This window comes from Rhizobium sp. G187 (assembly GCF_051549525.1).
Taxonomy (GTDB): domain Bacteria; phylum Pseudomonadota; class Alphaproteobacteria; order Rhizobiales; family Rhizobiaceae; genus Allorhizobium.
In genome coordinates this window covers 624,099-636,707 of the sequence record NZ_JBPUGM010000001.1, presented here as the reverse complement: position 1 = coordinate 636,707, position 12,609 = coordinate 624,099, and the positions used below count along the sequence as shown (strand labels likewise).

The 12,609-nt window shown below is 62.0% G+C and carries 13 protein-coding genes; 1 reads left to right on the top strand and 12 read right to left on the bottom strand.

Going from position 1 to position 12,609, the window contains the following annotated elements; genetic code table 11:
* Positions 1–35 precede the first annotated feature (35 nt).
* From ACSV9I_RS02975 to leuC, 8 genes are all read right to left on the bottom strand, one after another.
* On the bottom strand, positions 36–734 hold the full coding sequence (locus ACSV9I_RS02975) for an ABC transporter ATP-binding protein (protein ID WP_438327109.1): 699 nt from the start codon (positions 732–734) through the stop codon (positions 36–38).
* Positions 727–1,473, bottom strand: coding sequence for an ABC transporter ATP-binding protein (locus tag ACSV9I_RS02970; RefSeq protein WP_438327680.1), 747 nt, complete (start codon positions 1,471–1,473; stop codon positions 727–729). The genes ACSV9I_RS02975 and ACSV9I_RS02970 overlap by 8 nt, the downstream gene beginning before the upstream one ends.
* On the bottom strand, positions 1,473–2,441 hold the full coding sequence (locus ACSV9I_RS02965) for a branched-chain amino acid ABC transporter permease (protein WP_438327107.1): 969 nt from the start codon (positions 2,439–2,441) through the stop codon (positions 1,473–1,475). The genes ACSV9I_RS02970 and ACSV9I_RS02965 overlap by 1 nt, the downstream gene beginning before the upstream one ends.
* Complete coding sequence (locus ACSV9I_RS02960; protein ID WP_438327104.1) at positions 2,438–3,310, bottom strand: branched-chain amino acid ABC transporter permease; 873 nt, start codon at positions 3,308–3,310, stop codon at positions 2,438–2,440. Before ACSV9I_RS02960 ends, ACSV9I_RS02965 begins: the two co-directional genes overlap by 4 nt.
* A 71-nt stretch (positions 3,311–3,381) precedes the next feature.
* Positions 3,382–4,605 (bottom strand): ABC transporter substrate-binding protein, encoded by a 1,224-nt coding sequence (locus ACSV9I_RS02955; RefSeq protein WP_438327103.1) that lies wholly within the window; start codon positions 4,603–4,605, stop codon positions 3,382–3,384.
* Positions 4,574–5,461: a GntR family transcriptional regulator gene (locus ACSV9I_RS02950; RefSeq protein ID WP_438327102.1), complete on the bottom strand. Its 888-nt coding sequence runs from the start codon at positions 5,459–5,461 to the stop codon at positions 4,574–4,576. The genes ACSV9I_RS02955 and ACSV9I_RS02950 overlap by 32 nt, the downstream gene beginning before the upstream one ends.
* A gap of 81 nt (positions 5,462–5,542) precedes the next feature.
* Positions 5,543–6,163 carry a 3-isopropylmalate dehydratase small subunit gene (leuD, locus tag ACSV9I_RS02945; protein WP_438327100.1) on the bottom strand — a complete coding sequence of 207 codons (621 nt, stop codon included), beginning with the start codon at positions 6,161–6,163 and terminating at the stop codon, positions 5,543–5,545.
* Positions 6,164–7,609, bottom strand: coding sequence for a 3-isopropylmalate dehydratase large subunit (gene leuC / locus ACSV9I_RS02940; RefSeq protein WP_438327098.1), 1,446 nt, complete (start codon positions 7,607–7,609; stop codon positions 6,164–6,166).
* Positions 7,610–7,743: 134 nt separating this feature from the next.
* Here leuC and ACSV9I_RS02935 point away from each other — a divergent pair, with 134 nt between their 5' ends.
* Entirely contained in the window at positions 7,744–9,210 is a 1,467-nt protein-coding gene (locus ACSV9I_RS02935) for an FAD-dependent oxidoreductase (protein WP_438327095.1), read from the top strand.
* A 183-nt stretch (positions 9,211–9,393) separates the two neighbouring features.
* Here the strand turns inward: ACSV9I_RS02935 and ACSV9I_RS02930 are convergent, their stop codons facing one another.
* Genes ACSV9I_RS02930 through biuH form a run of 4 tightly spaced genes read right to left on the bottom strand, consistent with a single transcriptional unit; the run spans position 9,394 to position 12,596 of the window.
* Complete coding sequence (locus ACSV9I_RS02930; protein ID WP_082352514.1) at positions 9,394–9,726, bottom strand: cupin domain-containing protein; 333 nt, start codon at positions 9,724–9,726, stop codon at positions 9,394–9,396.
* Positions 9,719–10,384 (bottom strand): cysteine hydrolase family protein, encoded by a 666-nt coding sequence (locus tag ACSV9I_RS02925; RefSeq protein WP_438327094.1) that lies wholly within the window; start codon positions 10,382–10,384, stop codon positions 9,719–9,721. The genes ACSV9I_RS02930 and ACSV9I_RS02925 overlap by 8 nt, the downstream gene beginning before the upstream one ends.
* Positions 10,384–11,922 carry an ABC transporter ATP-binding protein gene (locus ACSV9I_RS02920; RefSeq protein WP_438327092.1) on the bottom strand — a complete coding sequence of 513 codons (1,539 nt, stop codon included), beginning with the start codon at positions 11,920–11,922 and terminating at the stop codon, positions 10,384–10,386. Before ACSV9I_RS02920 ends, ACSV9I_RS02925 begins: the two co-directional genes overlap by 1 nt.
* The gene (gene biuH / locus ACSV9I_RS02915; RefSeq protein WP_438327090.1) at positions 11,919–12,596 is read right to left on the bottom strand and encodes a biuret amidohydrolase; all 678 of its coding nucleotides are present in this window, start codon (positions 12,594–12,596) and stop codon (positions 11,919–11,921) included. The genes ACSV9I_RS02920 and biuH overlap by 4 nt, the downstream gene beginning before the upstream one ends.
* Positions 12,597–12,609 lie beyond the last annotated feature (13 nt).

Genomic DNA, 12,609 nt, shown 5'->3' with positions numbered 1-12,609 from the left:
GGGAGAGGAGTTTGCGTCATCGCCGATCTTCCCCCTCAAAGCCCGAGATAGGCGCGCTTGAGGTCGGGATCGGCCGCGATCTCCGCCGCTGAGCCGGACATCGTCACAAGCCCGTTCTCGATGATGTAGGCGCGATGGGCGATCTCGAGCGATTGCACGACGTTTTGTTCGACCAGCATGATCGGCAGGCCATCGGCATTCAGCCGCTTTACCAGATCGAACATTTCCTCGACCAGCAGCGGCGACAGGCCGAGCGAGGGTTCGTCGAGGATCAGCAGCTTCGGTTCGGCCATCATGCCGCGGCCGATTGCCAGCATCTGCTGTTCGCCGCCGGAAAGCGTGCCGGCCATCTGCGTCATGCGCTGCCGAAGCTTCGGAAAAGTGTCGTAGACCCGTTCGATGTTGCTGGCACGTCCGGCGCGCCCGCGGCGATAGCTTCCAAGCTCCAGGTTTTCCTGCACGCTCATATTGGGGAAGATCTTGCGCCCTTCCGGGACATGGATGAGCCCGGCCTCCACGGCTGCGATCGGTGACCCGCCCAGTCTTCTGCCATCGAAGGTGATCGAGCCGGAGGCGAGGGGAAGCAGACCGGACAGCGCCTTGTTGAGGGTTGTCTTGCCGACACCATTGGCTCCCAGCACCGCAACGATTTCGCCGCTGGCGACGGAAAGATTGACGCCGCGCAAAACTTCGACACCACCATACCCGGTGCGGATGTCTTTCACCTCAAGCATGGGCGCCTCCGAGGTTGGCCATACGCGCGGCGGCGCCCTTGCCGAGATAGGCCTCAATGACAGCAGCATCATTGCAGACCGAGGCGGGTGTCCCCTCGGCAATCATCTGACCCTGCGCCAGCACATAGACCTCCTCGCAGAGGTTCATCACCGCCTGCATCACATGTTCGATCATGAATATGGTCACGCCATCGTCGCGGATTGCCCGAATGACGGGGATGATGTCGCGGATCTCTGAAGGGTTAAGGCCGGCCAGGACTTCGTCGAGCAGCAGCAGCTTCGGCTCCGTCGCCAGCGCACGGGCAAGTTCCAGCCGCTTGCGCCCGGCAACCGTGAGGCTCGATGCCTGCTGCTCCAGCTCCGCACCAAGGCCGACCCGTTCGGCGACAGCCCGGGCCTTGGCAATGGCGTCGTCCGTCTGCGGGTGACGCAGATAACTGCCAACCGTGATATTTTCCAATACGTTCAGCCCCTGGAAGGGTTGGACGATCTGGAAGGTGCGGGCAATGCCCATCTGTGCCCGCTGATGGGGTTGCAGTCCCGTGATGTCACGACCCTGCCAGAGGACCTGCCCAGCCGTTGGCTGCAGGAAGCCGGCAATCACGGCAAAAAGCGTGGTCTTGCCCGCTCCGTTTGGTCCGATCAGTCCCGTAATCGATCCTTCCCGAACCGATAGCGATGCCTGGTCCACGGCGGTCAGCCCGCCGAAGCGCATGGTGATGGTTTCGGTGCGCATCATCATATCGCGATCCTCCGGGCAAGACGCGGCGCAAAGCGGCGCAGCAGCCCAAGGACACCGCCCGACGCGAAGGCAACGACGCCGATCAGTACGACGGCAAACACCATCAGGTCGATGCCGGGAATGCGGCCGGCAAAGCTCTTGGTCAGTTCGCCCAGCCCATGCAGCGTGAAGGTGCCAATGAGGGGACCAAGCACCAGCCCGCGGCCGCCAACCAGCGGTGCGAGCAGTGCCTCGACCGAGATCCAGACCCCAAAGCCGATATTGGCATCGATATAAAGGAAGTTCTGCGCATAGAGGACGCCGGCGGCAGCCGTCATGGCGCCCGACAGGCTGATCGCCTTAAGCTTGACGGACAGAACATCGACACCAAGGGCACGGGCGGCATCCTCGTTCTCGCGCACGGCGACCAGATGCGGGCCGAAACGGGAGCCCGATATGGCCCGGCTGATGATGAGGCCAACAAAGACGAAGGCGAGCGCCAGCCAGAGGAACGATGCCCGGCTTTCGAACTGCATGTTGATAAGGCCGGGATCGAGCTTGAGCAGAAGCCCGGCCGCGCCGCCGGTCCATTCGGACGCATTGGCGAGGATCCGCATCAGTTCGGCGAAGGCGAGCGTGATCAAGGCAAAATAGGAACCGCGAAGGCCGGCCCGAAAACTCAGGAAACCAAGCACGAAGCCTGCAGCACCACCGGCGGCCACGGCGATCATGAAGGTCACCCACGCATTGAGGCCAAGATGGACTTGCAGCATCGCGGTCGTATAGCAGCCGACGCCGAAAAACAGCGCATGGCCGAACGATGTCTGGCCCGCCACACCGCCGAGGATGTTCCAGCCCTGGGCGGCGAGCGTGATGATCAACGACATCACCATGAAGTTGAAGAGGGTGTTGGACGCGGAGACGAGCGGTACGACCGCGAGCGCCGCCGTGACCAAGACAAGAGGGATATAACCGCTGAGCTTCATGCCTTTGCTCCGAACAGGCCGGTCGGCTTCAGGAGCAGGACCAGGATGAAGATGACGAATATGCCGATCTGGCCGAGGCTCTCGCCGAGCAGCAGACCGCTCAGGCTTTCCACCACGCCGATCAGCAGGCCGCCGATCATGGCGCCGGGAATGGAGCCCATGCCGCCGAGGACGACGATGGTGAAGGCGATGTTGACGAAAGCGCCGCCGACGCGAGGGTTGACATAGAAGGTCGGCATCAGCAGTCCGGCCGCAACGGCCAGCGCCGCGCAGCCGAGGCCGAAGGTCAGCGCATAGACATGGCCGACATCGATACCCATCAGGCTCGCTCCAAGCTTTTCCTTGGCGACGGCGCGGATGGCCTTGCCGGCATCGGTGCGGCTCATGATGAACCAGAGGACGGCGGTAACGACAAGCGAGCCGGCAAAGCCGACGAGGCGTGGCGAGGAAATCAGAAAGGGCCCAGCTTCGACTATGGAGAAGGAGAAGTCCGAGTTGATCGAGCGCGTATCCGAGCCGAAGCTCGCCAGAAGCGCATTCTCAATGAAGATCGACAGACCGAGCGTGATCAGCAGGATGTTGCCGTCGTCTCCCTTGGCTGCAGGCCCGATGATCAGTCGCTGCACGCCATAGCCGAGACCGAAGAACAGGGGCGCCAGCACAAGGATCGACAGATAGGGGTCGATGCCGCCCAGCATGTTCAGGCCCCAGACGGCGAACATGGCGCTGGCCAGGATTGCTCCATGGGCAAAGTTGATGATGTGCAGAACGCCGTAGACCAGCGTCAGGCCAAGCGCGATCAGCGCATAGATCGCACCCGTCAACAGCCCGTTGATCATCGCCTCGATGAGGATGGTAGGGGAATACATCGTCAGTCCAGATACTTGGGTTGCAGGTGGGCAGATCCCGCGGAAACGGGATCTGCCACGGTTTGGCAACCTCAGCCGTTAGCCGGGAACATCGGCTTGGCGTCGGCAAAATCCTCGGGATAGACGACCTTGATCTCGCCCTTCTGCACCTGCGTGGACACAGGCGCCGCACCAGTGTTCTGGCCATTGACGAATTTGGTTTCGCCATAGGGCATCAGATGGTCCTTGAAGGTTGAGGTGTTCAGCGCCTCGATGACCTTGCCGCGCTCTGCCGCACCCGCACGCTCCAGGGCATCCGCCAGCAGCGCAACGGAGGAATAGTTGAGCGGGATATTGTAGTTGTATGGCTTGCCGGCGGCCTCGACGCGCGCCTGGACGGCTTTCGAGCGTTCATTGCGCGGATCGTACCAGTGATTGCAGTCCATCACGCCTTCTGCGGCTTCCGGGAATTCGGCGACGAAGCGACGGTTGGAGGCAGCCCCGTTCAATACGGCATAGACCGCCTTCGGGCGCACGCGCTGCTGTTGCATGGTCCGCGCCAGGAGAACGGTTTCGCCGTAATAGGTGCTCGGTATGATGAGATCAGGGTTGAGGCTGCGGAGGCGCAGGGTCACGTTTGAGAGATCGCGCGACGGCGTCGGGACGGAGATCTGCTCCAGGATTTCGAAGCCGTATTTCGGCAGTTCGGTCGCCATCAGCTTGGCAAGGCCGGAACCGAAAAGGCCATCTTCATGCACCAGCACAACGGTCTTTGCCGGTTTGCCGGCGGCCTCGTTGATCCGCACGAGGTTCTGGATCGCCGCCGCCGTGCAGATCGAGAAGCCCGGGGCAAAACGGAAGGTATTCTTCAGGCCGCGTCCTGTGATCTGGTCGGACACGCCGACATCTACCAGGTATGGCAGGTCATAGCGGGAGGCTGCCTGCGAGGCGGCAAGGCAGATCGGGCTGGCAAAACCGCCGACAACAGCGACGACGCCTTCTTCCTGCATGCGCTCGACTTCCTGCGTGCCGGCTTCCGGATTGGAGCGGGCATCGCCGAACACCATCTCCAGCTTGGCGCCTCCCATCGATTGGATGCCGCCGGCCTTGTTGATGTCTTCGATCGCGAGTTCAGCACCCAGGCGGCCATATTCGCCATCCTGCGCCAGCGCGCCGGTGACCGGTTGAAGGATCCCGACCTTGATCGGCGCGGGGCCCTGAGCCCGAAGGATAGCGGGCGCAGAGAGCGTTGCAATGGCCGCGGCACCTCCCTTGAGGATGGTTCTACGTTTCAGATTTGTCTGTAGCAGTGTCATGTGTTGTTCTCCTCTTGAGGGGTGGCCGCTTCTCGCGGGCATTCTTCTTGTCGTTATTTTCATTGGCCTCGGTCAGGCCGCGGCTGTCAGCCGCCGTCCAGCGGCGTGCGCCGCTGTCGCCTGTGCGGGCAAGTTCCATATGGAAGGAATAGCGGTCGGGGCGGTAGAGCGCCTGCAGGTGCTCAATACCGCGGCCGGATGCTTCGTAGACCACGCGGGTCATGGACAACAGGGCAGCGCCGATCTCGACGTCGAGGGCGGCGGCCACATCAGGGCTCGCCAGCGTCGCGCTGACGATTTGCTGCGCCTTGTCGGCCACGAGGCCGGATCGCTCCAGAAGTTCCAGCAGCGGGGTGGAGGCAAGATCGGCCTCGGAATAAGAAATGCCGATGTGCTCGGGCACATGGGTCACGAGATAGGAAAAGGGCTGTCCATCGATGAGGCGCACGCGGATCGATCGCTGCAGCCGCTCGCCGGGCTCCAGCTTCAATTCCTCGGCCAGTGCCTGGGTGGCATTCACATAAGAGAACGCAATCAGCCGCACGCCCGTCTTCCTGCCCATTTCTACGAGATGGGTCAGGGCATTGGCGAGATCGGCCACGACAGGCATGCGTGCATGCCCGCCGCTGACGAAGGTGCCGGATCCAGGACGGCGCTCAATCATGCCGTCGCTTGCCAGCTTGTCGAGCGCGCGCCGCACCGTGACCCTGGAAACCCGATGCTCCTGTGCCAGTTGCGGCTCGCTTGGCAGCTTGGCCGAGTCCGGAACCTCGCCGCTCAAGATCTGTTCCCGAAGCAGGAGATAGAGCCGGTGGGCCTTCATGGGCTCTGCTGTGGCGCCGCTTCGAGTCATCATTTGTCGTTCCCAGAAGACTATTATCTGTACTATAAAAGATACAGATCGCTGTATTGTCAATCAGTTTCGGAGTGTCTGTGATCAGGCCGTGCGCGAGGTAGGTACAAGCCATGGCCGTGCGCCGGAATCCTTCTCCTGAAAGGCATGGATCGCCGCGAAATGGCTGAGCGTCAGGTCGATGTCGTCCCAGCCGTTCAGCAGTTTCGTGCGCCAGATGGGATCGACCCGGAAAGGGATTATCAGGTTTGCCGCACGGATCTCGCGGGCTTCGAGATCGACCCGGACGTTGCCATCGCCGTCTTCCAAGCCGGCCAGCAGCGCCTCACAATCTTCCTCCGATACCGTTGCAGGCAGCACGCCGTTGTTGACGGCATTGCTGGCGAAGATGTCGCCGAAGGACGGGGCGACGACGCAGGCAAAACCATAATCCGCCAGCGCATAGACAGCCGCTTCCCGCGAGGAACCGCTGCCGAAGTTACGTCGGGTCACCAAGATTCGTGCGCCCTGCCAGCGCAACGCATTGAGCGGGCAATCCGGCTTCGGCCGGCCGTTCTCGTCAAAGCGCAGGTCGTAAAGCAGGTAATCGCCGTAACCGTCGGCGCGCGAGCGTTTCATGAAGCGCGCGGGGATAAGCTGGTCGGTATCGATGCCGGAGATTGGCAAGGGACAGGCGATCGCCTCGAGAGCCTTGAAAGCATCCATTCAGCGTCCTCCTGTCAGGCCGGTTTCGCGGCCTGCGAGTAGGGGGCGCATGTCGGTCAGATGTCCGGTCACAGCCGCCGCCGCGGCCATGGCAGGAGACATCAGGTGCGTGCGGCTTCCAGGCCCCTGGCGTCCCTTGAAGTTGCGATTCGTGGTCGAAGCACAACGTTCCCCGGGTGGTACCAGGTCGCCGTTCATGCCGACGCACATGGAACAGCCCGCGTCGACCCATTCGAGCCCCGCATCGATGAAGATGCGGTGCAGGCCTTCCTCTTCCGCCTGACGTTTGACGACCGCCGAACCGGGCGATACCAGTCCCGGCACCCGGGCCCGCCGTCCAGCGAGAATGGCGGCTGCGGCGCGCAGGTCTTCGATGCGGCTATTGGTGCAGGAGCCGATGAAAATCCGGTCCACGGCGATCTCCGTCAGGGGCTGACCAGGCCGAATCCCCATGTAGTCAAGGGCTTCGCGCACGTGGGCTGCCCGTGCCGGATCGCTCATCCGGTCAGGGTCCGGTGCGTTGGCTGTGATCGGAGCAGCATCCTCCGGACTAATGCCCCAGGTCACGATGGGCGCGATCTCGCTCGCATTTCGCACTATCTCCCGGTCAAACGAGGCGTCTTCATCGCTGCAGAGTGCTCTCCAGTCCTCGACCGCCTGATCGAACATCGCGCCGGCCGGGGCATACGGCCGGGCCTTGATATACGCAAAGGTCGTCTCGTCCGGCGCGATCATGCCGGACCGTCCGCCGGCTTCAATAGACAGGTTGCACAGCGTGAGCCGGCCCTCCATTGTAAGGGCACGAACGGCGCTGCCGGCATATTCGATCGCGTGACCGGCTGCGCCGTCGGCGCCGATGGTGGCGATTATCGACAGGGCCATATCCTTGGCGAAAACGCCAGGCGGAAGCTGACCTTCGACACGAATGCGCATGCGTTTCGGCTTCTTCTGCCAAAGCGTCTGGGTCATCAGAACATGTGCAACTTCCGACGCCCCAATACCAAAGGCGAGCGCTCCGAAGGCACCGTGCGTTGCCGTGTGGCTGTCGCCGCAGACGATGGTGAAACCCGGCAGTGTCAGACCCTGTTCAGGCCCCAGCACATGCACGATGCCCTGTGCCGGATCAGACAAACCGAACAGCCGAAGGTCGTGCGTGGCGGTATTGTCGCGCAACTGGCTGATCATGCGGGCAATCGCGGGGTCGATCATGCTGAGATCCCGTGTTCGGGTAGGGACATAGTGGTCCTCGACACCGAAGGTAAGATCCGGCCGGGCAACGCTGGCGCCGCGCGCCTTCAGCTTGTCGAATGCATGAAACGAGCCCTCATGCAGCAAATGCCGATCTATGAAGAGCAGGCGTTGGCCGTCTTCCCGCGCTACTACGACATGTTGATCGAATACCTTATCGAACAGGGTCCGGGGACCCGCATCGGCGCTGTAAACCATTCTTGCCTTCCTCGCTGGCTGAGGGAGTTTAGGCACGAGCTTGATGAGAAATCAAATGTTGTTATAAAAATAATACAGCTTATTGTTTGTTCAAAATGGCAGGTAACTGTCTGATGCGGGGAATGGAGCCAATCGTGTCTCAGTGCGTTCGTGTTGCGGAAAAGGCCTTCGATTATCGGGTACCGCTCATTGTCGTCGGGGCAGGGGCGGCGGGCCTTGTCGCGGCCCTGTCCGCCCATGAGGCGGGCGAGGAGGTCATCGTTCTTGAGCGGGATCCGCTGCCGCGTGGTTCTACAGCCCTGTCGGCTGGCCTTATTCCAGCCGCAGCAACACGTTGGCAGTGCGCTGCCGGTATTTCCGACACGCCGCAGCTCTTCGCCAGCGACATTCTGCGCAAGGCGCATGACGAGCCGGATGCCATGATCGTGGATCATGTCGCGCGCCTGGCCGGACCGACAATTGAATGGCTGGCGGACCGTCACGGACTGAATTTTTCAGTCATTGAAGATTTTAGCTACCCGGGGCATTCGGCACGGCGCATGCATGGGCTTGCCTCGCGGTCCGGTGAGGAGTTGATCGACGCCCTGCGGGCGGCGGCGGAGGCCTGCGAGATCCCGGTGATCTGCGATGCGCATGTGACGACGCTCTTCGCGGACGATACGAATCGGGTTCTCGGTCTCGCCTTCGCGCGGCCCGACGGAACCCTGGAGGAAATTGGCTGCGATCGGTTGATCCTTGCCTGCAACGGCTATGGCGGCAATCGGACGCTGGTGGCGCAGCACATACCCTCGCTGTCGGAAGCCACCTATTTCGGCCATGCCGGCAATCAGGGCGATGCGCTCTTGTGGGGTCAGAGCCTGGGTGCTGCGACACGCCATTTGGGTGGCCACCAGGGTCATGGCTCGGTCGCCCATCCCGCCGGCATCCTGATTTCCTGGGCGACAATCACCGAAGGTGGCTTTCAGGTGAACATTCGTGGCGAACGCTTTTCCAACGAGGCAATGGGTTATTCCGAACAGGCCGCAGAGGTCCTCAAGCAGCCGGATGGCTTGGCCTGGACAGTGTTCGATGCCCGTATCGCTGCAATCACCAGACAGTTCGAGGATTTCCGCCGTGCGGAAGTCATGGGCGCTGTCGTCACCGCAGAGAGCCCGGCGCATTTGGCCGCTCGTATCAATCTGCCGGAAGACCGGTTTGTGAGCACCTTCGGGAAGGTGGAGGCCTGCAAACGAGGTGAGGCTTCCGACGCATTCGATCGTGATTTTTCGGGATCCCAGCCGCTGTCCGCGCCCTTATGCGCCGTGCGTGTCACCGGAGCCCTCTTCCACACGCAGGGCGGTCTGGTGATTGATAAGAGCGCCCGGGTTTTGAATCCGGACGGTTTCGCATTGCCGAACCTCTATGCGGCAGGCGGAGCAGCCTGTGGTGTTTCCGGCAATGACGCGTCGGGCTACCTGTCCGGCAATGGTCTTCTGACTGCTGTAACCCTGGGCAGAACCGCTGGAGCAACTAGAGCACGTGCAATCTCGGCGGAGCCGCCTGCGGGGGCAGGGGCATCGATCGACTCCTGCAAGGTGGCCATCCAGTCCGGTAGTACCTAGCAGCATCACGCTTCCAGGTCGTCCATCAGCGCGTGCTGCATCGCTGAAGAACCGGCGCGAGGCGGCGTTAGGAACGCCGATGCTGAAGCCCGTCCCCGGGACTTCCAGTAAGTGTAATGCACGATCGCGGGAATATCCGTCGGCGCGGCATGGTCACTGTCTTCATGACTGCACTTTCAGATGTCACAGGATTTCAACCGGCTTCGTCCACTGGATGAGGACGACGCAGCCTTCTGCTGAGGACACGGAATGTACGGTGCCTTCAGGGTTGGCGACAAGCGAACCTGGCCCATAGTGGCCGTTTTCATCGCTTTGCGAGCCCTCCAGAACCAGAATGGTTTCGAGCCCTGTATGCCGGTGCTGCGGCACGCTGGCACCGGGCGCATAGCGCAAGAGCGCCAGTTCCGGTTCACCCTGGATGAGACGGCAGATCTCTACACCATCGCGAAAATGTTCGAAGGGGGCTTCCTTCCAGCGGCTCGCCAGGAACTGTGCCATATGCAGGGTCTCACGCATCGAGTGCCTCAACAATCTGGTCCACTGTCGCCGCCCAGCCAACGATCGCGCCTTGTGCGGTCATCATGTCGATGGCGGCTTTCTTGAATTCGGGGAAATAGCTTTCCGTCGCATCGGTCGCGAGGAGGCACTCATAGCCCCGGTCGTTTGCCTCGCGCATGGTGGTTTGCACGCAGACTTCGGTGGTCACGCCGGCAAAGACGAGCTGGGAAATGCCCTTTTCCTGCAGGATGTCGCTAAGCGGGGTGGCGTAGAAAGCACCCTTGCCGGGCTTGTCGATGACCGTTTCCCCGGGCAGGGGTGAAAGGGCGGCGACGATGTCGGCCCCGTCCTCGCCGGCAATCAGGATGCGACCCATCGGGCCGGGATCGCCGATGCGCAGCGCCGGCTTGCCCCGTGTCCGCTTGGCAGGCGGGCAGTCCGAAAGGTCTGGCGCATGGCATTCGCGCGTGTGGATCACCGGCAGGCCGGCACGGCGAAAACCCTCGATCAGCCGCGCGGTGGCAGGGATGATCGCCTGCAGCAGCGTGACGTCATTGCCGAGCGTGGCGCCGAAGCCGCCCGGTTCGATGAAGTCACGCTGCATGTCGATGACGATGAGCGCGGTCTTTTCCGAGGTGATCGTGATGTCGAAGGGCCGTGCCTTGATAACTGCCATTAGTGATGTCCTGCCATATGTCTTCCAATCTCTCCGATATCGGCTCCGTCAGCTTGCGTCTCAAAGACGATTGCGCCTTCCGACATGACAAGGATGCGGTCGGAGAGTTCGAGAATCTCGTCGAGATCCTCGCTGATCAGCAAGACGGCAGCACCTCCATTGCGCGCCGCCATGATGCGCGCGCGGATTTCCGCCACGGCCGAGAAATCAAGACCGAAGCAGGGATTGGCGATCAACAGCAGGTCTACCGCTCCGTTCAGCTCGCGCGCCAGCACGGCACGTTGAACATTGCCGCCGGATAGGGATGCAATTGGCGTCTCCAGCGACGCAGTCTTGACCTTGTATTCGCCGATCAAGCGGGCTGCCAGGGCGGTCATGCGGCGCCGATCCAGCCAGAGTTCGCGTTTGTCTGCTAAGTAATCGAAATCGCGAAAGAAGATGTTCTCGGCAACGCTCATCTTCGGCGCGCAGGCATTGCGCAGCGGCTCTTCCGGCAATGTCCGCACATTCAACGCCCGCATTTCGCTCCGCGTGGCGCGAAACGGCGTACCACAGACCTGCACACTGCCCGTCGAAAGCGGCCGCTGCCCGGACAGGATCTCCATCAATTCCATCTGCCCATTCCCGGAAATGCCGGCAATGCCGACGATTTCTCCAGAGCGCACCGCGAGATCATCGATGGCGATGGTCTTGAGGCCAGACCGATCCGGCGCCTTGGCGCCCGAAACAGTGAGCACCGGCGCGCCGTTCATCGCGATACGGGCGGCAGGTCGCACCAGCTCCTTCTCGCCGATCATCATTGCCGCCATGTCTGCGGTCGTAAGCTCGGCGACCTTGCCGCCCCCGACATGTTCGCCGCGGCGCAGCACCGAAACCGCATCGGCAAAGGCGGTCACCTCGCGGAACTTGTGGGAAATCATCAGGCAGGTGAGTTCGCCAGCCGTGGTCAGACCGCGCACCATGCCGAGCAGTTCGTCGGCCTCTGCAGGCGTCAACACCGAGGTCGGCTCGTCCAGAATGAGAAAGCGGCGTCCGAGATAAAGCTGCTTCAGGAGTTCCAGCTTCTGCTTCTCGCCCGCCGCGAGGCGGCCGACCGGCACGTCCAGCGGAACCGTGAAGGGCATTTTTTGCATGAAGGCGGCAAGCGCGGCGCGCTCCTTGTCCCAGTCGATGCGGGCCGGCACATCGGCACGGCTGATCACCAGGTTTTCCGCTGCCGTCAGTGACGGTACAAGCGTGAAATGCTGATAGACCATGCCGAGGCCGAGATCGTGGGCGTCACGCGGGTCTCGCACCTCCACCTCGCGGTCGGCGACCATCATCTGGCCGGATGTCGGCCTGTAGAAGCCCATCATGCATTTGACGAGGGTCGATTTGCCCGCGCCGTTTTCGCCGAGCAGGACATGGAAGGAGCCTGCTTTGATCTTCAGCGAGACGTCATTCAGTGCCGTGAACGATCCAAACCGCATGGTCATGCCGACAGTTTCCAGACCGATGGCGCGCGTCGGCGATGTGTCTTGCTGCTGCGGGATGCTCATGGCAGTGCCTCGACGAGCTTGGTACTGTTGGAGACCGCGCCGAAGACGCCACCCTGCATCTTCACCATCTTGATCGCAGCCGTATGGTTTCCGGGATCGGTCGCCGCGCAGCAGTCTTCGAGAAGCAGGCATTCGAAGCCGCGATCATTCGCCTCGCGCATGGTGGTATGCACGCAGACATCGGTGGTGATGCCCGAAAGCACAATGTTCTCGATGCCACGGGTGCGCAGCAGGAGTTCGAGGTCCGTGGCGCAGAAAGAGCCTTTGCCCGGTTTGTCGATAACGGGCTCGCCGTCCAGGGGCTTCAACTCGTCGATGATTTCCCAGCCTGGCTCGCCGCGCACCAGGATGCGTCCGCAGGGACCTGCATCGCCGATGCCTGCGCCGATCTGCTGCGAACGCCAGCGCTTGTTGGGCGGCAGGTCGGAAAGGTCCGGCCGGTGACCCTCGCGGGTGTGGATGATGTGGTAGCCCTTGTCGCGCATGGTGGTCAGCACGGCCTTGATCGGCTCGATCGGCGCGCGGGTGAGCCCGATATCGTAGCCCATTTTGTCGACATAGCCGCCCGGCCCGCAGAAATCCGTCTGCATGTCGATGATGATCAGTGCCGTATTGTCCGGTCTCAGATCTCCATTATAGGGCCAGAGATAGGGATCTGCCTGAATGGTGGTCATCGTGGTCTCCATT